The following is a 20,630-nucleotide window of genomic DNA, read 5'->3' as shown; positions in this document are numbered from 1 at the left end:
GAACGGGCAAGTCTTCGTGTACATGGTTTTGGTTAAGTCCTCGATCGATTAGTATTCGTCAGCTGCACATGTCGCCACGCTTCCACCTCGAACCTATCTACCTCATCGTCTTTGAGGGATCTTACTTGCTTGCGCAATGGGAAATCTCATCTTGAGGGGGGCTTCGTGCTTAGATGCTTTCAGCACTTATCCCGGCCACACATAGCTACCCAGCGATGCCCTTGGCAGAACAACTGGTACACCAGCGGTGTGTCCATCCCGGTCCTCTCGTACTAAGGACAGCTCCTCTCAAATTTCCTGCGCCCGCGACGGATAGGGACCGAACTGTCTCACGACGTTCTGAACCCAGCTCGCGTACCGCTTTAATGGGCGAACAGCCCAACCCTTGGGACCGACTACAGCCCCAGGATGCGATGAGCCGACATCGAGGTGCCAAACCTCCCCGTCGATGTGGACTCTTGGGGGAGATAAGCCTGTTATCCCCGGGGTAGCTTTTATCCGTTGAGCGATGGCCCTTCCATGCGGAACCACCGGATCACTAAGCCCGTCTTTCGACCCTGCTCGACATGTACGTCTCGCAGTCAAGCTCCCTTCTGCCTTTACACTCTGCGAATGATTTCCAACCATTCTGAGGGAACCTTTGGGCGCCTCCGTTACTCTTTAGGAGGCGACCGCCCCAGTCAAACTGCCCGCCTGACACTGTCTCCCAAGCCGATCAGGCTTGTGGGTTAGAATTTCAATACAACCAGGGTAGTATCCCACCGACGCCTCCTCCGAAGCTGGCGCTCCGGGCTCTAAGGCTCCTACCTATCCTGTACAAGTTGCACCAAAATTCAATATCAGGCTACAGTAAAGCTCCACGGGGTCTTTCCGTCCTGTCGCGGGTAACCTGCATCTTCACAGGTACTATAATTTCACCGAGTCTCTCGTTGAGACAGTGCCCAGATCGTTACGCCTTTCGTGCGGGTCGGAACTTACCCGACAAGGAATTTCGCTACCTTAGGACCGTTATAGTTACGGCCGCCGTTTACTGGGGCTTCAATTCGCACCTTCGCTTGCGCTAAGCACTCCTCTTAACCTTCCAGCACCGGGCAGGCGTCAGCCCCTATACGTCACCTTACGGTTTTGCAGAGACCTGTGTTTTTGCTAAACAGTCGCCTGGGCCTATTCACTGCGGCTCTCTCGGGCTATACACCCTACCAGAGCACCCCTTCTCCCGAAGTTACGGGGTCATTTTGCCGAGTTCCTTAACGAGAGTTCACTCGCTCACCTTAGAATTCTCTTCTCGCCTACCTGTGTCGGTTTGCGGTACGGGCACCTCCCGCCTCGCTAGAGGCTTTTCTTGGCAGTGTGAAATCAGGGACTCTGAGACTCAGTCTCTTGCCATCACAGCTCAACGTATCAGGAATGGGATTTGCCTCATTCCACGCCTCACTGCTTGGACGTGCACAACCAACGGCACGCTCACCTTATCCTTCTGCGTCCCCCCATTGCTCAAACGGCGGGGAGGTGGTACAGGAATATCAACCTGTTGTCCATCGTCTACGCCTATCGGCCTCGACTTAGGTCCCGACTAACCCTGAGCGGACGAGCCTTCCTCAGGAAACCTTAGGCATTCGGTGGACGGGATTCTCACCCGTCTTTCGTTACTCATACCGGCATTCTCACTTCTAAGCGCTCCACCAGTCCTTCCGGTCTGACTTCAACGCCCTTAGAACGCTCTCCTACCACGGATCTCTTACGAGATCCATCCACAGCTTCGGTAATCCGTTTAGCCCCGGTACATTTTCGGCGCAGTGTCACTCGACCAGTGAGCTATTACGCACTCTTTAAATGATGGCTGCTTCTAAGCCAACATCCTGGTTGTCTAAGCAACGCCACATCCTTTTCCACTTAACGGATATTTGGGGACCTTAGCTGGTGGTCTGGGCTGTTTCCCTCTTGACTACGGATCTTATCACTCGCAGTCTGACTCCCAAGCATAAATCACTGGCATTCGGAGTTTGTCTGAATTCGGTAACCCGGGATGGGCCCCTAGTCCAAACAGTGCTCTACCTCCAGGATTCTCAATCTTGAGGCTAGCCCTAAAGCTATTTCGGAGAGAACCAGCTATCTCCAGGTTCGATTGGAATTTCTCCGCTACCCACACCTCATCCCCGCACTTTTCAACGTGCGTGGGTTCGGGCCTCCAGTAAGTGTTACCTTACCTTCACCCTGGACATGGGTAGATCACCTGGTTTCGGGTCTACAACTGCATACTCTGTCGCCCTATTCAGACTCGCTTTCGCTGCGGCTCCGCCTTCTCAGCTTAACCTTGCATGCAATCGTAACTCGCCGGTTCATTCTACAAAAGGCACGCCATCACCCATTAACGGGCTTTGACTACTTGTAGGCACACGGTTTCAGGATCTATTTCACTCCCCTTCCGGGGTGCTTTTCACCTTTCCCTCACGGTACTGGTTCACTATCGGTCACTAGGAAGTATTTAGCCTTGGGAGATGGTCCTCCCAGATTCCGACGGAATTTCACGTGTTCCGCCGTACTCAGGATCCACTCTGGAGGGGCAAGGTTTTCGGCTACGGGGCTGTTACCCACTGCGGCGGACCGTTCCAGGTCGCTTCGCCTAATCCTACCTTTTGTAACTCCGTATAGAGTGTCCTACAACCCCAAGAGGCAAGCCTCTTGGTTTGGGCTGATCCCGTTTCGCTCGCCGCTACTCAGGGAATCGCATTTGCTTTCTCTTCCTCCAGGTACTTAGATGTTTCAGTTCCCTGGGTCTGCCTTCTCATGTGCTATAGATTCACACATGGATACTACTCGATTAAAAGTAGTGGGTTCCCCCATTCGGAAATCTCCGGATCACAGCTCACTTACAGCTCCCCGAAGCATATCGGTGTTAGTGCCGTCCTTCTTCGGCTCCTAGTGCCAAGGCATCCACCGTGCGCCCTTTCTAACTTAACCAATGGTTAATTAAAAAGTTGTGACTAAAAGTCACGCGTACTTGAATTTCTTGCATTTGTTTCAATGTCGTTTTATCCAGTTTTCAAAGAACAAGTTGTTGAAAGTCACAAAAAAAGGCGTTGCCGCCTGAAGGTGAACCTTCAAAACTGAACGCAAAACGTCAACCCCGGAGCGCTAGGCGCCCGGTTCCGAATTTATCCTTAGAAAGGAGGTGATCCAGCCGCACCTTCCGATACGGCTACCTTGTTACGACTTCACCCCAATCATCTGTCCCACCTTCGGCGGCTGGCTCCACAAGGGTTACCTCACCGACTTCGGGTGTTACAAACTCTCGTGGTGTGACGGGCGGTGTGTACAAGGCCCGGGAACGTATTCACCGTGGCATGCTGATCCACGATTACTAGCGATTCCGGCTTCATGCAGGCGAGTTGCAGCCTACAATCCGAACTGAGAACGGTTTTATGGGATTGGCTCCCCCTCGCGGGTTGGCAACCCTTTGTACCGTCCATTGTAGCACGTGTGTAGCCCAGGTCATAAGGGGCATGATGATTTGACGTCATCCCCACCTTCCTCCGGTTTGTCACCGGCAGTCACCTTAGAGTGCCCAACTAAATGCTGGCAACTAAGATCAAGGGTTGCGCTCGTTGCGGGACTTAACCCAACATCTCACGACACGAGCTGACGACAACCATGCACCACCTGTCACCACTGTCCCCGAAGGGAAAAGCGTATCTCTACACCGGGCAGTGGGATGTCAAGACCTGGTAAGGTTCTTCGCGTTGCTTCGAATTAAACCACATGCTCCACCGCTTGTGCGGGCCCCCGTCAATTCCTTTGAGTTTCAGCCTTGCGGCCGTACTCCCCAGGCGGAGTGCTTAATGCGTTAGCTGCAGCACTAAGGGGCGGAAACCCCCTAACACTTAGCACTCATCGTTTACGGCGTGGACTACCAGGGTATCTAATCCTGTTTGCTCCCCACGCTTTCGCGCCTCAGCGTCAGTTACAGACCAGAAAGTCGCCTTCGCCACTGGTGTTCCTCCACATCTCTACGCATTTCACCGCTACACATGGAATTCCACTTTCCTCTTCTGCACTCAAGTCCTCCAGTTTCCAATGACCCTCCACGGTTGAGCCGTGGGCTTTCACATCAGACTTAAAGGACCGCCTGCGCGCGCTTTACGCCCAATAATTCCGGACAACGCTTGCCACCTACGTATTACCGCGGCTGCTGGCACGTAGTTAGCCGTGGCTTTCTGGTGAGGTACCGTCAAGGTACCAGTAGTTAGTTGGTACTTGTTCTTCCCTCACAACAGAGTTTTACGATCCGAAAACCTTCGTCACTCACGCGGCGTTGCTCCGTCAGACTTTCGTCCATTGCGGAAGATTCCCTACTGCTGCCTCCCGTAGGAGTCTGGGCCGTGTCTCAGTCCCAGTGTGGCCGATCACCCTCTCAGGTCGGCTACGCATCGTCGCCTTGGTAGGCCATTACCCCACCAACTAGCTAATGCGCCGCGGGCCCATCCTGCAGTGACAGCCGAAACCGTCTTTCCGTGCAGCCTCAGGAGAGGCCGCAAACTATTCGGTATTAGCACCGGTTTCCCGGAGTTATCCCGATCTGCAGGGCAGGTTGCCCACGTGTTACTCACCCGTCCGCCGCTAAACCAGAAGGAGCAAGCTCCTCTGGTTCCGCTCGACTTGCATGTATTAGGCACGCCGCCAGCGTTCGTCCTGAGCCAGGATCAAACTCTCCATTATAGAGTAGTGTTGATTGCTCAATACTGCTGGCGTATCGCCGTCCGAAGACGCACGATTCGCTTTGATCTGCATAACGCTGATCAGTAATTTTTCGTCACGAACACTGAGATAAAAAACAACTTTACTCTGATTGCCCAAGGCAACCTTCGCAAAAGCCGTTCTCGCACCGAGGTGCTCGTGACGTCTTTCGTTGACGTTTTGCTGTTCAGTTTTCAAGGTTCAAGTGTTTTAAAATTATGGAGCGGGTGAAGGGAATCGAACCCTCATCATCAGCTTGGAAGGCTGAGGTTTTACCACTAAACTACACCCGCGTTATTATATAAGGTTAAGATGGCGCGCCCGAGAGGACTCGAACCTCTAACCGCTTGATTCGTAGTCAAGTACTCTATCCAATTGAGCTACGGGCGCATTAGAGATTATATGGTGCGGCCGAGAAGAGTCGAACTTCCACGGGATTTCTCCCACTAGGCCCTCAACCTAGCGCGTCTGCCATTCCGCCACGACCGCTTGAATTAATTTTAGAGACAAATTCTATTATACTGCATCTTCACGTTAATGTCAATGAGAAATTAGAATTTCTAATTCATTGTCGTTTCGGTTTAATAATAATGGCTGGGGTACCTGGATTCGAACCAGGGCATGACGGGATCAAAACCCGTTGCCTTACCGCTTGGCTATACCCCAATAAATGGCGGTCCCGACCGGGATCGAACCGGCGATCTCCTGCGTGACAGGCAGGCATGTTAACCGCTACACCACGGGACCATTTGGTTGCGGGGGCAGGATTTGAACCTGCGACCTTTGGGTTATGAGCCCAACGAGCTACCGAACTGCTCCACCCCGCGACAATATTATAAGAATGTTTTTCTCTCAAAACATCAATTTGTTTTTCTTACAGTTGTTTAACTTATGTACTAGTGTAACACACTTATTATCTAACTATAACTTTTCAGATTAATTGTTTTATAAAAGATGGTGACCCCTACGGGATTCGAACCCGTGTTACCGCCGTGAAAGGGCGGTGTCTTAACCGCTTGACCAAGGGGCCATGAATGGCTCCGAAGGTAGGACTCGAACCTACGACCATCGCATTAACAGTGCGGTGCTCTACCACTGAGCTACTTCGGAATATCGTTTAAGTACTTGTCGACTTTTTCTATTATAAAGAGGTCTGAGAGAATCGTCAATACCTTTTTTATTTTAATTTTACTTTTGTTTTTCTTCCCTCAAAATCTTAAGTTTTCTGCTCATAGAAAAAGGAGACAAACCGTTATAGGTCGCCTCCTTTTCGCGAAAATTATTATTGCGCCACTAGTTTTCCAGAGCAGCGGCCACATCGGTATCTCTCGGTATTCATACGAATCTTGCGCTTATAATTCGTTTCACATGCCACACACTGATAAACATAAGTCTTCTTAGAACGTTGCTTCGCTTTGTTTTCCAACAATGAACAAAAACGTGGTGAGCCCGTTTCTTTTAACAACCTTTTAAAGTCCTGGTCCTGATGCTTATACCCTCTTCCTTCTATATGAAGGTGGTAATGGCAAAGTTCATGTTTAATAATTCCTTCGAGTTCGTTATATCCAAACTTCTCGTAAGACTTTGGATTGATCTCAATATTATGAGAACGCAGCAGATACCGACCACCGGTTGTTCTCAGCCTCGAATTGAAAACACCTGCATGCCGAAACGGCTTATTAAAACTCGCCAGCGAGATTTCTTTGATCAACTCCGTTAGTTCTTCATTCGTCATACTAACTCCCCTTGACTCAAGTTAAAGGGTTTGCTCTTTTGGCTGCAGCATCGTTAAGGCAATGCGCCCTTTGTCTTTTTCTACTTTTTCAACCCATGCAGTCACAATGTCTCCTACTGCGACCACTTCTAGCGGGTGCTTCACAAAACCTTTTTTCAGTTTCGAGATGTGGACTAAGCCATCTTGTTTTACACCGATGTCAATAAACGCGCCAAAGTCGACTACGTTACGAACAGTCCCTTGCACTTCCATGCCCGGAAGTAAATCTTCCATTTTTAAAATATCGTTTTTCAATAATGGTTGTGGGAATTCATCTCGCGGATCACGGAACGGTTTTTTCAACGCATCCAAAATGTCTTTCAACGTAATTTCCCCAACTCCCCACTCTGTACTTAACTCGTTTAGCTCGAGTTCTTCAAGTTTTTCAGAGAGCCCTGCTTTTCCAACAGATTTTTTGTCTTCGCCTACTAGTTTCAATAGTTTTTCTGCAATGTCATAACTCTCGGGGTGAATCCCTGTTGCATCTAATGGATTTTCCCCTTCAGGAATTCGTAAAAATCCGATTGCCTGCTCATACGTTTTAGCTCCTAGACGCGGAATTTTTTTCAGCTGTGCACGCGAAGTAAAACGGCCATTTTCATCGCGCACTTTAATCACGTTTTCCGCTACAGTTTTACTTAGACCTGCCACATAATGCAACAAAGAGGCAGATGCTGAGTTGACGTTGACCCCAACTTGGTTAACAGCAGTCTCTACAACAAAAGTTAATTGGTCTGCCAATTTTTTTTGAGAAACATCGTGCTGGTATTGCCCCACTCCTACCGCTTTCGGATCAATCTTCACCAACTCCGATAGCGGATCTTGCAAGCGGCGTGCAATGGATGCTGCACTTCGCTCTTCTACTTTTAAGTCTGGAAACTCGGCACGCGCAATGTCAGATGCTGAATAAACACTCGCTCCTGCTTCATTCACAATCACATAAGAAATATTTGCCGATGTTTCTGACAAAAAGTCCGCAACAAATTGTTCCGTTTCACGTGACGCAGTCCCGTTCCCGATCGCCATAATTTCAATCGGATACTTCGCCGTTAAACGTTCCATGATTTTTTTCGAGCCCGTTTGATCAGATTTTGGCGGATGCGGATATATAACCGCTACTTCTAACAACTTCCCTGTCTCATCGATAACTGCCAACTTGCAGCCGGTACGATAAGCCGGATCCACACCAAGGACCATTTTATTTTTCATTGGCGGTTGCAGCAGTAGGTTACGCAAGTTCTCTGAGAAAATATGAATCGCTTGTGTCTCACCTTTTTCACTAAGCTCGGCACGAATTTCCCGCTCAACGGATGGTTGGATCAATCGCTTATAGCTATCTTCAATTGCTTCAGCTATCACATCTGTCGTTGAATGCGTTTGCTTTATCCAATTGTTTTTCATTAACGCCACGATGCGATCAACTGGCGGATTGACGGAAACTTTTAAAACATCTTCTTTTTCTCCACGATTGATCGCCAAAATTCGATGCGGGACAATTTTCTGAATGGCTTCTTCATATTCGTAATACATTTGAAAGACTTGTTTTTCATCTTCGTGATTTTTTTTAGCTGCTGTCGCGATAGTGCCGCTCTTCCGAGTCATGTAACGAATTTTCTCTCGAATATCCGGATCGTCCGCAAATAATTCCGCCAAAATATCTTGAGCGCCTTGAATCGCTTCTTCAACGGAAGCGACACCTTCTTCTTCGTTAACAAACGCTTGCGCTTTTACCATCAGTTTTTCATCACCAGGCTCTAACAACCAATCGGCTAACGGTTGTAAGCCTTTTTCTTTTGCGATGATTGCCTTTGTGCGACGCTTTTGTTTGTAAGGTCGATATAAATCTTCAAGTCGTTGTAAAACAGTTGCACCTTGAATCGCCTTTTCTAAGTCCTCAGTTAGTTTTTCTTGTTCTGATATAGAACGAATCACTTCTGTTTTCCGTTGCTCTAAATTTTGAATGTATGTATACCGATCATCAATTGCTTTAATTTGAACTTCATCTAACGAGCCAGTAGCTTCTTTTCGGTAACGCGCGATAAAAGGCACGGTATTGCCGTCCTCGATTAAAGCGATAACTTGTGCAACTTGATCTTTTCGCACGTCCGTTTCTTTAGCAATCAATGTATGAATTTGTTCTATTTCCATCTAGACACTCCCCTTCAATTCTTTCTCATTTTAACACATAAAAAAGAAGCCTTCTCACTTGAGAAGACTTCCTGTTATGAATGTAGCATCGTCAACTGTTTGAATCGACTCCAATATATCACTGTACAATTGTTCAGGTATTGTTGCTTTACGCATCATAGATTTCGGATTTCTTAAATCCACTCCATCAGAATGGATTAAAAACAAATCGTTTTCGACATACGTGTAAAGCTGAGTCCGCAACTTTTGCGGTCGTCCTGACAAATAGCCCATTACCGGTAATGGGTAAATAATTTCATCTTTTACTTTCCGGTATAGATAAAATCGGATATTGCCGACACAACTGTATTCCAATGTTTTGTTATTAAAATCAACTTTAAAAATCGCCACAGCAGCGCCTCGTTTATGAATCATCAATTTATTAAAACGTTGCATCAACTGATCCACAGTTTCATGATGATATTCCCTTAAAATCTGGGGAATCACTTGAGACGATTCACGCGCTATAGGCCCACTTCCTAATCCATCAGCTACAGAGCAAATAAAGTAATCATCTGTCAAAACAGTATGGTAACTGTCGCCAGATTCATAATTCCCTTTTTTTGCTGCATTGAAAATAAAAGCATTTATAAAACTATGCTGAATTTTCTCCACTAGGATACTCCGCCAGCAGCTAATATTGCTTCTTGAAGTTTCTTAATCGCTTTTCTTTGCAAACGGGAAACATGCATTTGAGAAATGCCGAGTTTATCCCCAGCTTCTTTTTGGCTCAACTGCTCTATGTAGGTGAATTGGATGATCTGCTTTTCCCGTTCAGAAAGCACATTCATCGCTTCAGCTACAAGCATCCGCTGATCCGCTTTCTCATAACCATCGTCTTCTTGGCCAACTACATCAAATAAAGTGATTGTGCTACCATCTGAATCCGCCTCTAAAGAATGGTCCATTGAAAGTGCTTGATAGCTCTTGCCCATCTCCATTGCTTCTAATATATCGTCTTCTTCCACATCCAGATATTCAGCGATTTCCCACACTTGCGGTGAACGTTGAAGTTCTGTAGTTAACACTTCAACTGTCGCTTTTATCCGCGGACCCAATTCTTTTATACGACGTGGGACATGAATTGCCCATGTTTTATCACGCAAGAATCGTTTAATTTCACCGATAATTGTTGGCACAGCAAAGGCTTCAAAGCTACGACCGTATGAAGGATCATAACGTCTAATAGCACCTAAAAGCCCAAGCATCCCTACTTGCGCAATATCTTCGTGATAAGATTTGCCATTAGAATATTTTCGAGCAATGGATTCCACAAGGCGTTTATAATTTAATACCAAGTTTGTTTGGGCTTCTTCATCTTCTGTTTTTTGATAAGCTTCAATCCAATCAAGCACCTGCTCTTTAGTAGGCTGATTAGGATGAGACTGTTTCGACATCCTTCTCCACCTGCTCTCCTTCAACATGCTTTGTCATGAAGATCGTTACTCCTTCTTGATGATGAACTTTAACTTCGTCCATTAATGTTTCAATCAAATACAAGCCGAGACCTCCTTCACGGAGAAAAGCCCCTTCTTCTTCATCATGATAAGGACCTACTTTTGCTTTTGTTTCTTCAAAATTAAAACTACGGCCATGATCAGCTACCATAATCTCGATTTTGTCTTCATAAAGTGCGCAACCAATAACAACTTCACCTTGCTCACCTTCAGAGTAAGCATGTTGAACTGCATTCGTCACTGCTTCACTTGAAGCAATTTTCAAATCCTCTATATCATCAAACGAAAAACCGATACGACTAGCCAAACCTGAAATCGTAAGTCGTGCAACACCTACGTATTGTGATTTAGCGGGAACTCGCATTTCTACATAATCAAAAGGGCGCATATCAGTTACCCTCCTTCCCGACTGATTCGATGTCCATAATATCGCCTAAACCTGTAATATCGAAAAGTCGTTTCAATCGAACGGAGAGTCCTTTTAATTTCACATGCCCACCATTTGAATTGACCGATTTATAAAAGGCTACAAAAACGCCTAGCCCTGTGCTATCCATATAATTAACGTCAGAAAGGTCTAATTCTGCTTCTAGACCTTGGTGACTTTGGTAATTTTCTAATTTCCCGCGCAAAACTGGTGCAGTATGTGCATCAATTTCTCCGCCTATATATCCTTCAAGAATATTATTCGATTCAGTTAAATCCACTTGAATATTCATTGTAATTTGACACCCCGTTTTTTAAAATTCAATCTCGCTTTTAAAAAAGCTATTCTAAGCCTTAATACCACTAACGGTACGTCATTAAACCTAGTATTAGACTTTTTTATAAATCACTAATGTAAAGTCATCTTGAAAGTGCGCATTTTGCATACGCTCAAGTTCATCGTAAACATACTGTACAATCGCTTGTGCGGATTGTTCTTTTTTTCGTTTGATTAATTCATAGATTACTTCACGCTCGATAAAACCTTCTTCGTTTCGGCCTTCTGTTACACCATCTGTCATCATAATTACTAAGTCGCCTTTTTCCAGATCAACTGTGTGTTCCTCATAAACCGCAGCTGGAGATACTCCAAGCAACAAGCCTTTCGCGTTTAACTCTGTGAATTCATTGTCTTTTGCCCGGTATAAAATAGCCGGTTCGTGCCCTGCTGAACCGTATGTCAATCGCGCTCGCTTCGCGTCATAATTTCCGTAAAACATGGAAACGAACATTGAATCGTCGACACTTTTTTCAACAATGCGGTTAATGACACTTAGCACATCTTTTGGAAGCGCTTGCGAGCTACTTAGACTATCCATACCAAATTTGATCATAGACATGCACAGAGCTGCAGGGAGACCTTTACCGATTACATCCGCAACCGCTACCCCTGCATAACCATCATGCTCACTAACAAAATAAATATAGTCACCATTCATTTTTCGGGCAGGAATCGAAAGAAGGCCAATATCTAAGCCTTCGAGTAAAGGTAATTTTGTTTTTAGCAACGTCTCTTGAACATTTGCTGCTAAATCCATTTCAACTTTTAGCTCTTCCTGCTGCTTCAAGAGACTTTGTCGCTCTTGAAGCGCCAATCCATAATTGATCATCATTTCGATTAAAAAGTCGAAAGAATGCCATACTACATCCGGTAACTCCCCATAAAGTTCTTGGATTGCCCCCTTGTGCATACTAATTACTTCTTCGGGAGCAATATTCTCTAAAATAAGTTGTCGACTGAAGTTTTGACCAACATATAGATTTTGCTCGGTTTGTTTTTTCATGTATTCATTTAAAATTTCTTTATACTGATTCTCAATTTCGTGAATCATTGGGTATTCCCCCTAACGAAGCCACTTCGTAGCCCTTATATCTGTACCTTCGCCCACAATTGTTTCAATCTTAAAATCATCCATCAACCTCTTAACACCAGGAAGTCCTGCTCCTAATCCACCTGAAGTCGTAAATCCATCTTCCATCACTTGGCGAATATCGGAAATCCCTGGACCGCTGTCGGCTGCAATAATCAAAATTCCTTTAAGACCATTTTCAGTCAATTGCTGAATTTCGATTCTGCCTTTGCCAGCGTATAAATATATATTACGAGCAAGCTCGCTTATAGCCGTTGTAATACGGGCCTGATCAACTGTGCCAAAACCAAGTTCTTTCGCGACATTACGTCCGAGTTGTCTTGCAGCAACAATATCCCATTCCGTTAAAATTTCTACCGAGGACTCATCGCTCATGGTTAAGCCTCCAATTCCAATTGAAGTTTATCCAGACCATTTTCTAAATCTAGCGCTGTCATAACATCTTCAAGTCGAATTCCTAACTCGATTAAAGTGATAGCAACTGCTGGCTGAATACCGGTAATAACTACTCTGGCCCCCATCAAGCTTGACATGCTGATGACGTCTCCCAGAACTTTTGCAATAAATGAATCGATAAAATCAATCGATGTCAAATCAATTACGACACCTCGCGCGCTTGTTTCATGAAGCTTCGTCAGTAAATCTTCCTGGAATTGAAGAGCTGTCTGATCGTCAAGTTCCCACTGAATGGAAACAATTAATGTATCTCTTAACTTTAAAATCGGAATTCTAAAATTCATCAGTCTTCAACCTCCACAATTTTTCGATTCGTCCAAGCTAATGCCTGTTCTACACCGCGTTGCAGTGTGCTTGTTGTTGTAAAATCATTCAAGTTTATGCCAAGCGTAACAATGGTTTGAGCAATTTCCGGTCGAATTCCGACAAGCATACATTTTGCTCCTACTAACCGTACAGCATCTGCCGCCTGGATAATGTGATGAGCCACCATTGTATCTACTACAGGAACGCCAGTTATATCAAGTAAAACAACTTCTGCTCTATGTTTAACGACACCTTCAAGCAAATTTTCCATAATCAGTTTTGCACGTTCAGTATCAATTGTCCCAACTAACGGCATAACGGATACTTTTTCAAATACAGGAATCAAGGATGCTGACAATTCCTGTAGCGCAATCTTTTGCAAACTTACCGTACGTTCCCATGTTTTAGAGTAAGCTTGAATTGTGCTTTCTCGAATAGGCATAATCCATTTTGAAAATTCTTCTATATAATCAGCAAGATTTCCATCATAAATAATTTCTTCTTTTCTCATATCTTCATAAACGATTTCAGCAAAGTAATCGATCGCCTTCGTCACAAATGTAATCGACCATCCGAGGCGAACAACTTTTTCAGCAAAATCATTTATCCGACTTTCATACGCTTGGTGACTTTCTAGCAAATTAGAAATCATCAATTCCGCAAATTCGTAGCTTGTTTGATTCATTAGCTCTTCAGGCATAATCCGAAAAGAAAGTTCCTCTTTTTCATTTTTCATTTTTTCTTGCCACCGTGATACAATCTCGGTTAAATTGCCCTGTATATATTGAGCCATCTGTTTATTCATATTAACTAAAAACCCTCCCTGTCGCACTATGTATCCCTTTTTTCGTTTACTACTCTTTATTGTAGCGGAAATTCGTTTTTTTCACATCTTTTTTGTCAGCATAACAAACTATAAAAAAGACACCTCGAGAAAATTCTCAAGATGCCTCCACAAAAGTATGTATGCTTAAAATTTCACTAGGCCCACGCTGATTTCCAATGCTTCATCCACTTTTTCCATCAAGGTGTCGTCAAGCTGAGTAATTTTGTCGGTCAATCTTGACTTGTCAATTGTTCGTAGTTGTTCCAGTAAAATAACAGAATCACGCTCAAAACCATATTTCTTAGCATTGATTTCTACATGAGTCGGTAATTTAGCTTTTTGAATTTGCGCCGTTATTGCAGCAATAATGACGGTGGGACTAAACCGATTCCCTATATCGTTTTGAATCACCAGAACCGGGCGGGTCCCACCTTGCTCAGACCCGACGACTGGCGATAATTCCGCAAAAAAAACATCTCCGCGTTTTACAATCAAGTTGTCACCCTCCGCTTACGAGTCGCACGGTCGTATGCTCCGCTTCGTACTCAGCGTGAGAACATTCACAAGCAATCGATAGATTGATTTGTGACATCTCCACGTAGCCCTTGATCATCGCTTCCCGAATATGATATGAGTCGTATAGATTTTTGGTCACCCGGTTTGTGGAAACGTAAATATAATCTCCACTTTCCTGAACATGCTCATTTGAATGAGTTGTCAACTCCGAAATAAATTGCTTTGGCATTTTCACAACCACTTCTTTTGTCTTTGACTTACCGTACACAGCCGACACCTCCGAAAATCCCGTTCTTCTGTCTTAGTCTACCCTATCTTAACATCTTATCAGACTTCTGAAAAGACAAATCCGAAAACTCCGCTCCCCTTAAGTAAATGCGCGGCACTCTTTTCGTTAAAACACAAGGAATTTCATAGGGAATCGTGTCGAGCTTTTTAGCCCATTCATCGATTAGAATCTGTTGGTCGCCTTGGCGTCCGATCAACTGAACTTTTTCTCCAATTGGTAACCTCTCGGCTAACCGGATCATGCACTGGTCCATACAAATCCGCCCGACGATTGGAACGCGCTGTCCTTTCACCAAAACATCTTGACCTTGCAAACCACGTAACATCCCGTCCGCATAACCAATTGGGATTGTCGCAATCCATTCGTCTTGTTCAGCACGATAGGTAGCTCCGTAACTTAAAGCTTCTCCAGCCTTTAGCTTTTTCACATGAATCATTTCAGTTTCAAGACTAAGTGCTGGTTGTAGGTTAAAGTCCATCTCTTCTCCTACATAAGGAGAAGGGGCAATTCCGTATAATGAAATTCCAATACGCACTGCATCACATACTAAGTTTGGATGCATAATAGCGGCTGCACTATTTGATACATGAACCATTACGGTAGAATTATTTAACTTATCAAGAATCGTATTCATTGCGTTTACTTGTTGATTAAAAAGTGGGGAATCTTTTTCATCTGCAGTTGCAAAATGAGTGAAGATGCCTTTAAAGTCAAAGTCGTGATCTGCAATAAAACCAAACGCCTCATCTACCTCATCTACTTGGACGCCAATCCGCCTCATTCCCGTATCCACTTTTAAATGAATCTTTAATGTAGCTAACTCTTGCTCTACGTGCATTGCTGCCATCGAAAGCCAGTCAAGAGAAATCGCTGTCACCGTAATGTTATGCTTCTGGGCGATTGGAATAAACTGCGAAGGAGTGGCCCCTAGCACTAATAATTCTATATCTATACCGTGCTTACGGAGAAAAAGAGCCTCGTCCGGAGTTGCTACTGCCAGCATACGGACACCATTTTCAATGACTGTTTCCACAACTTCTAGAACACCATGCCCGTAAGCATCTGCTTTTACTACTGCAATGACTTCCGCATCGCCGCTCTTTTCTTGAAAATAAGTTAAATTATTTTTGATCGCCGTTAAATTGATGACCGCTTTAGTCGGCCGATAATTTTCCGTCATCCCAACACCACCCAATTATATTGTTTGCAAAAGAACTTGTGCTGCTGCAAATTCTTTTGAATGTGTAATCGATACTAACCCTATTTCAGCTCCACAAAAGTAAATAGTGGGTTTGCCTTTGGCATCTTTTCTAACTTCGATATCTTGAAAAGAACATTCACTGCCAATGCCAGTGCCTTTTGCTTTGGAAAATGCTTCTTTCGCCGCAAAGCGCCCCGCAAGGAATTCAATTTTTCTTCCTTCTGTTAATCGATCGTATTCAGCTTGCTCGTTTATGGTTAATACACGAGCTCGAAATTTTGGTGATTTGGTATCCAACCGGCGGATTCTTGAAATTTCAACAATATCCAGCCCAATTCCTGTAATCATAAATGTTTCTCCTTTCAATCGCAAACAGGTAACAGGTATAATAAAACGTATGAAATAGAGGTGACAAAATGTTTATTCGAACAGAAAGCTTTAAACAATACCTGCGTATGTATCCAGTTGTCTCCACTTTGATCGCTCTTAATCTGTTGGTCTATGTACTGATATGGTTACCTTTTCTTGGTCAATGGATTTACTTTTATGGCGTAGGTTCTAATTTTTACATTGCAGAAGGTCAATGGTGGCGCTTTTTCACCCCCATGTTCTTGCATAGCGGAGTGATGCACTTGCTGTTTAATATGTTCTCCTTGTTCCTTTTTGGACCTGAGTTAGAGCGGTTAACCGGCAAAGTTCGTTTTACTACGATTTACTTGTTAGCGGGCTTTTTTGCTTCAGCAGCTACTTATTTTCTTCAGCCACTCGATTATTCTCACGTCGGAGCAAGTGGTGCCATTTTTGGTGTTTTTGGTGCATTTGGCGCATTGGTGTATTATGGGGGACGCGCTTTACCCCAACTTAAACAAATTATACTCCCAATTATCGTTATTAGTATAGTTATGACTTTCTTAACACCAAACGTCAACGTGACTGCACATATCGCCGGAATGATTACTGGGTTCTTAATCGGGCTTAGTTATTTTCATCCCAAACGCATTGTTAGCTGGCGAGCTAAAAAATAAAGACAGCCGGATTTCATATCCGGCCGTCTTTTTTTATACCTGATTTTTTAACTCGACCGGTCCTTTGTCCCAAGTGGTTTGTACCAAGCTAAAATCTGACTAGCGTCTTCTTTCTCCATATGAAGAATTGTTGCTGTGGCACCCATCATGCCTGATTTAATCGTCGCGTGAATTGAAGAAATTTCTTTGCGCCGTTGAAAATAACTTTGGGTCACTTGAACAACTTGAATTCGTTTTTTTAATATAAAATAGCGATGTTTGCTAACCCCTCTAAATTGAGCAGTTAATTGTCTTTCGTTAAGTGCATAACCTACAGTTCGATGTTGCCAAACGCCAATCAAAACTACAATTGGCACAATTATTAGCGCCAACAAACCATACGGGTAAAAGAAATACCCTACTGCCGCAAATACAGGGGCAAGCCAAACTAAGTCTAAGCGATAGAAAAAATGAATGCTGCGCTTTGGCGCTTTAATTAATGCAGGATTCCATTCTAACTCAGGAAACAATTCTTCTAGTATGGGCAACATCCGAGTTTTTTTCACTAAAGGAAATAGACGGATTTTTTCATCCTTGTCTCCCACTGATCCCCCTGCACTTTCAACTACAACTGTCGCATAGCCAAATAGCTCTCGCAATGGATTTTGACTTATTTTAATTCCTTGCACACGTTTTAACGGGATGGAAACTTTCTTTTTCTCTAATAAGCCTCTAGTAATATAAATTCGATCTTCATCGTATTGAATCGTAAATTGGTAATTCGCCACAATCGTCATTATAACCGAAATAACCCATGCCACTACTAAAACAACAAAGATGGTTAGCGCAACAATCAGTGCACCAAAACGTAAAAATAAGAGAATTTCTTCGTAAACCGCATCGTACGGGATAAACTCAGAAAACTGAGAAAGAAAAATTGCTACAGCTGAAATGACAACGCCAATTCCGCTAGAAGTTGTCGCAAGAATAAGTAGTTCTTTCATAGACATACGATAAAGCGTTTTGGCCGCTTTTTTAACGGGTGTTTCAACAAACTCTATCGGCCCCATAACCGGGGCTGCTTCTCGTGAAAGTTGATGTTTGGCCTTTTCCATTTCTTTTTCAATACGATCTGCATCTTCTCTTGAAATGGCCGTCAATTCAGCTTCTGCTTGGCCAATTTTTCCAGAACCTGCTGTTTCAACTTTCACTTTCACTAACCCAAGCGGTCGATGAAAAATGCCTTCTGCATAATTTAAACTTTGAATTCGCTCGAATGGTATGTACCTTTTTTTCTTTACAAACAAACCGTATTCAATACGCAGTTCTCCATCTTCAAACCAGTAAACAAACCGTTTCCATTTGATAATTCCCGCAATCAACAAGAATAACAACACCGCTCCACCGACAATTAATGGAATCATCCCTTGCCAGCCTTGATCAAACATCGAACTGATGCCATCACCTCTAAAGATGTTGACGCCAAAAATAATAATAAATGGGAGAAGCAATTCCTTCATCCCTTTAATAAAGTTCAAAAACGCCGAAATTGGATGCAGTTTATAACGTCCCTCATACATCATCTTCCGCCACCCTTGCCAATACAGAAATTCTCGCTCTTAACTCATCTGCTTCTGCTGTAACCAAAGCCGGAATTGTATGAGTGGTCGCAGCGGTTGAAATAGAAATTTCCGCTAAGTCATACTTTCTTAAAATGGGTCCTTGTTCCGTGTCAACGTGTTGAACTCGTACCATCGGCACCAATGTACGGGTAACGATAAACAAGCCATGTTGCAGTTCGATTTCGTGTTCTCTTACTTCATAACGCCAACGTTGCCACCGAATTTTCGGAAACCAAAAAATCAGCACGATGCCGAATAGCAAAACAACCGCTCCATAAATCGCATAAAGCCATTGTGGCCAGTCAAAAAAATAAGTTAAAACCCCTGCTCCTATCGCTAGTAACGCAATAACCGCTGTTTCCATACTGCCGTAAACACGCCAGACGGTTAAGCCTTTACGTGAAATTTGATTTTTCGGTTGGTTATCCATTTACTTCTCTCCAATCGTCTACTTACACATTATACGATTTACTCATCACAATGTTTCACTTCATTGTAACTGATATTCACACAGCAAAAAAGGACGTACGCTAAACAGTTTCCTGTTTTGCGTACGCCCTTTCAATTAATCGGTATTAAGATTCGCTACGACGAGTCGTACGTCCTGGACGTCCGCCACCGCTTCCGCCTTCACGACGTCGGCTTGCGCCTGAGCTTGCTCCACGGCTAGATGATGATGGACGAGATGAACCTGATGAACGGTTACCTTTGTAACCGCCGCCTCCGCCACTGCGTCCGCCGCCGCCTTTACCTTTATATCCGCCGCCTCCGCGTGATGGCAAAGGACGTTCTTCGGAAATAGAAACTGGAATATCTTCCGGCTCTTTAGTCATTGTTTTAAGAGCTGCTGCAATCAAGTCGACCGCATCATGCTTTTCAAGCATTTGCGTCGCGAAGTCGCGGTAATCGCCAAGATTGTTTTTCTCTGTCATTTCAAGCAATTGTTCCATAGCAACGCGTTTTTGGCCAAGTACAGCTTCGTTCGCAGTTGGAGGTACCAATGCTTCCATTTTTTTCTTAGTTGTGCGTTCAACGATGCTCAAGTAGCCCATTTCACGTGGTGTTACAAACGTTACTGCGACTCCTTTTTTACCTGCACGACCAGTACGGCCGATACGGTGAACATAGCTTTCAGGATCTTGTGGAATATCAAAGTTGTATACGTGTGATACGCCTGAGATATCAAGTCCGCGAGCTGCTACGTCTGTTGCAACTAAAATATCGATTTTGCCTGCTTTAAATTGTTTTAAAACTGACATACGTTTTGCTTGGCTTAAATCACCGTGAATACCTTCAGCAAGGTAACCGCGGATATTTAAAGCTTTTGCTAATTCGTCAACACGGCGCTTTGTACGTCCGAAAACGATCGCAAGTTCCGGTTGTTGAACATTCAAAAGACGTGAAAGGAAATCAAATTTCTCGCGCTCTACAGATTTCACGTAGAACTGCTCAATGTTTTCAACAGTCATTTCTTTTGATTTGATTTTAACGATTTCTGGAGTTTTCATGAATTTCTCTGCAATACGGCGGATTGCATCCGGCATAGTTGCTGAGAATAACAATGTTTGACGAGTATCAGGAACACTTGCCATAATTGTTTGAATGTCTTCGATAAAGCCCATGTTCAACATTTCGTCTGCTTCATCAAGGATTAATGTGTTTACATTGTCCAATTTAAGCGTACGACGGTTGATATGGTCTAATAGACGTCCTGGAGTACCAACGATAATTTGCGGACGGTTTTTAAGTGCACGGATTTGTCGGCTAATTTCTTGGCCGCCGTATACTGAAAGAATACGTACGTTTTTATCTTGACCCAGTCTGTAAAGTTCTTCTGAAACTTGGATTGCCAATTCGCGTGTTGGTGCGATGATTAATCCTTGAACATTACCATCTTTAGTGTCAATTTTTTCAATCAAAGGAATACCGAAAGCTGTAGTTTTACCAGTACCAGTTTGCGCTTGTCCAATGATGTCTTTACCTTCCATACCAAGACGGATTGTACCCTCTTGAATCGGTGTTGCTTCTTCAAACCCCATGCGTTTTACGGACTTTAAAGTTGTTTCGCTAATATTTAACTCTGAAAATTTTACCAAATTTTTTCAATCTCCTTTTGTCTTCATCTGATTTACAAATGGTGTACATTTTAGATGAATTAGTGACAAGGTCGAGCCTTTATGAGGAAGTTTCACGTCGAAAATCATACTCTGTAGTTTTAAGTCAGAGGGGATGTGTGAACAGGAAAAGCTCGGGCTTTGCCGAGCGGTCTGATCGGCGGGTGTTTGATGCCCTATCTATAGAACAAACCGTTTTGCTCAAAAAAATACTCTTCACAGGGAAGAGTGTTTCAAAAATGTATCCATTGCTCTCAAAAGAATAACATGTTTTTTTTCCATTTGCAA

General features: G+C 44.0%; 18 protein-coding genes, 8 tRNA genes and 2 rRNA genes. 1 reads left to right on the top strand and 27 read right to left on the bottom strand.

The features are described 5' to 3' along the window. Positions 1-28: 28 nt before the first annotated feature. From BCM40_RS02790 to acpS, 24 genes are all read right to left on the bottom strand, one after another. Positions 29-2,961, bottom strand: a 23S ribosomal RNA gene (locus BCM40_RS02790). Positions 2,962-3,165: 204 nt separating this feature from the next. Further along, a 16S ribosomal RNA gene (locus BCM40_RS02785) occupies positions 3,166-4,716 on the bottom strand. Together the 16S and 23S rRNA genes with 8 tRNA genes alongside form the textbook arrangement of a ribosomal RNA operon. 237 nt (positions 4,717-4,953) lie before the next feature. Then, positions 4,954-5,027 (bottom strand) — tRNA-Gly (locus tag BCM40_RS02780). Positions 5,028-5,047: 20 nt separating this feature from the next. Further along, positions 5,048-5,124, bottom strand: a tRNA-Arg gene (locus tag BCM40_RS02775). Between the two features lie 13 nt (positions 5,125-5,137). Further along, a tRNA-Leu gene (locus BCM40_RS02770) sits at positions 5,138-5,223 on the bottom strand. A gap of 102 nt (positions 5,224-5,325) precedes the next feature. Next, positions 5,326-5,400 (bottom strand) — tRNA-Gln (locus BCM40_RS02765). Between the two features lie 5 nt (positions 5,401-5,405). Further along, positions 5,406-5,481 (bottom strand) — tRNA-Asp (locus BCM40_RS02760). Positions 5,482-5,484: 3 nt separating this feature from the next. Then, positions 5,485-5,561 (bottom strand) — tRNA-Met (locus BCM40_RS02755). 128 nt (positions 5,562-5,689) lie between these two features. After that, positions 5,690-5,764, bottom strand: a tRNA-Glu gene (locus tag BCM40_RS02750). A 5-nt stretch (positions 5,765-5,769) separates the two neighbouring features. Further along, a tRNA-Asn gene (locus tag BCM40_RS02745) sits at positions 5,770-5,844 on the bottom strand. Between the two features lie 172 nt (positions 5,845-6,016). Continuing rightward, a complete protein-coding gene (locus BCM40_RS02740; RefSeq protein ID WP_065527257.1) occupies positions 6,017-6,469 on the bottom strand; it encodes a SprT family protein in 453 nt (150 codons plus the stop codon). A 21-nt stretch (positions 6,470-6,490) separates the two neighbouring features. Continuing rightward, positions 6,491-8,656 (bottom strand): Tex family protein, encoded by a 2,166-nt coding sequence (locus BCM40_RS02735; protein ID WP_065527258.1) that lies wholly within the window; start codon positions 8,654-8,656, stop codon positions 6,491-6,493. 54 nt (positions 8,657-8,710) lie between these two features. Then, on the bottom strand, positions 8,711-9,310 hold the full coding sequence (locus BCM40_RS02730) for a PP2C family serine/threonine-protein phosphatase (protein ID WP_008432428.1): 600 nt from the start codon (positions 9,308-9,310) through the stop codon (positions 8,711-8,713). Then, the gene (sigB, locus tag BCM40_RS02725) at positions 9,310-10,092 is read right to left on the bottom strand and encodes an RNA polymerase sigma factor SigB (RefSeq protein WP_008432426.1); all 783 of its coding nucleotides are present in this window, start codon (positions 10,090-10,092) and stop codon (positions 9,310-9,312) included. Before sigB ends, BCM40_RS02730 begins: the two co-directional genes overlap by 1 nt. After that, entirely contained in the window at positions 10,070-10,540 is a 471-nt protein-coding gene (gene rsbW / locus BCM40_RS02720; RefSeq protein ID WP_065527259.1) for an anti-sigma B factor RsbW, read from the bottom strand. Before rsbW ends, sigB begins: the two co-directional genes overlap by 23 nt. Position 10,541: 1 nt before the next feature. Beyond that, positions 10,542-10,871, bottom strand: a complete 330-nt coding sequence (locus tag BCM40_RS02715; RefSeq protein WP_065527260.1) for an anti-sigma factor antagonist — start codon at positions 10,869-10,871, stop codon at positions 10,542-10,544. Positions 10,872-10,967: 96 nt separating this feature from the next. Further along, positions 10,968-11,969, bottom strand: coding sequence for a PP2C family protein-serine/threonine phosphatase (locus BCM40_RS02710; protein ID WP_065527261.1), 1,002 nt, complete (start codon positions 11,967-11,969; stop codon positions 10,968-10,970). A gap of 12 nt (positions 11,970-11,981) precedes the next feature. After that, positions 11,982-12,383, bottom strand: a complete 402-nt coding sequence (locus tag BCM40_RS02705; RefSeq protein ID WP_008432420.1) for an anti-sigma regulatory factor — start codon at positions 12,381-12,383, stop codon at positions 11,982-11,984. Between the two features lie 2 nt (positions 12,384-12,385). Continuing rightward, positions 12,386-12,748, bottom strand: a complete 363-nt coding sequence (locus BCM40_RS02700) for an STAS domain-containing protein (RefSeq protein ID WP_008432419.1) — start codon at positions 12,746-12,748, stop codon at positions 12,386-12,388. Continuing rightward, a complete protein-coding gene (locus tag BCM40_RS02695; protein WP_065527262.1) occupies positions 12,748-13,575 on the bottom strand; it encodes an RsbT co-antagonist protein RsbRA in 828 nt (275 codons plus the stop codon). The genes BCM40_RS02700 and BCM40_RS02695 overlap by 1 nt, the downstream gene beginning before the upstream one ends. Before the next feature lie 165 nt (positions 13,576-13,740). Next, positions 13,741-14,091, bottom strand: a complete 351-nt coding sequence (locus BCM40_RS02690; RefSeq protein WP_008432415.1) for a type II toxin-antitoxin system PemK/MazF family toxin — start codon at positions 14,089-14,091, stop codon at positions 13,741-13,743. 4 nt (positions 14,092-14,095) lie between these two features. Then, a complete protein-coding gene (locus BCM40_RS02685) occupies positions 14,096-14,380 on the bottom strand; it encodes a hypothetical protein (RefSeq protein WP_008432414.1) in 285 nt (94 codons plus the stop codon). A 43-nt stretch (positions 14,381-14,423) separates the two neighbouring features. Further along, positions 14,424-15,581 carry an alanine racemase gene (gene alr / locus BCM40_RS02680; protein ID WP_065527263.1) on the bottom strand — a complete coding sequence of 386 codons (1,158 nt, stop codon included), beginning with the start codon at positions 15,579-15,581 and terminating at the stop codon, positions 14,424-14,426. Positions 15,582-15,596: 15 nt separating this feature from the next. Continuing rightward, positions 15,597-15,950: a holo-ACP synthase gene (gene acpS / locus BCM40_RS02675; protein WP_065527264.1), complete on the bottom strand. Its 354-nt coding sequence runs from the start codon at positions 15,948-15,950 to the stop codon at positions 15,597-15,599. Between the two features lie 68 nt (positions 15,951-16,018). Between acpS and BCM40_RS02670 the strand changes: the two genes are divergently transcribed. Then, the gene (locus BCM40_RS02670; RefSeq protein ID WP_065527265.1) at positions 16,019-16,627 is read left to right on the top strand and encodes a rhomboid family intramembrane serine protease; all 609 of its coding nucleotides are present in this window, start codon (positions 16,019-16,021) and stop codon (positions 16,625-16,627) included. Positions 16,628-16,674: 47 nt separating this feature from the next. Here BCM40_RS02670 and BCM40_RS02665 read toward each other — a convergent pair whose 3' ends face one another. The 3 genes from BCM40_RS02665 to cshA all read right to left on the bottom strand — a co-directional run bounded on the left by BCM40_RS02665 (position 16,675) and on the right by cshA (position 20,324). Next, a complete protein-coding gene (locus BCM40_RS02665; RefSeq protein ID WP_065527759.1) occupies positions 16,675-18,186 on the bottom strand; it encodes a PH domain-containing protein in 1,512 nt (503 codons plus the stop codon). Then, on the bottom strand, positions 18,179-18,658 hold the full coding sequence (locus BCM40_RS02660) for a PH domain-containing protein (protein WP_065527266.1): 480 nt from the start codon (positions 18,656-18,658) through the stop codon (positions 18,179-18,181). The genes BCM40_RS02665 and BCM40_RS02660 overlap by 8 nt, the downstream gene beginning before the upstream one ends. A 145-nt stretch (positions 18,659-18,803) precedes the next feature. Further along, complete coding sequence (cshA, locus tag BCM40_RS02655) at positions 18,804-20,324, bottom strand: degradosome RNA helicase CshA (protein ID WP_008432406.1); 1,521 nt, start codon at positions 20,322-20,324, stop codon at positions 18,804-18,806. Positions 20,325-20,630: the final 306 nt, after the last annotated feature.

Source organism: Planococcus donghaensis, from assembly GCF_001687665.2.
GTDB lineage: Bacteria > Bacillota > Bacilli > Bacillales_A > Planococcaceae > Planococcus > Planococcus donghaensis.
Note: the sequence above shows the minus strand (reverse complement) of the source record. Positions and strands in the feature narration are given on the sequence as shown.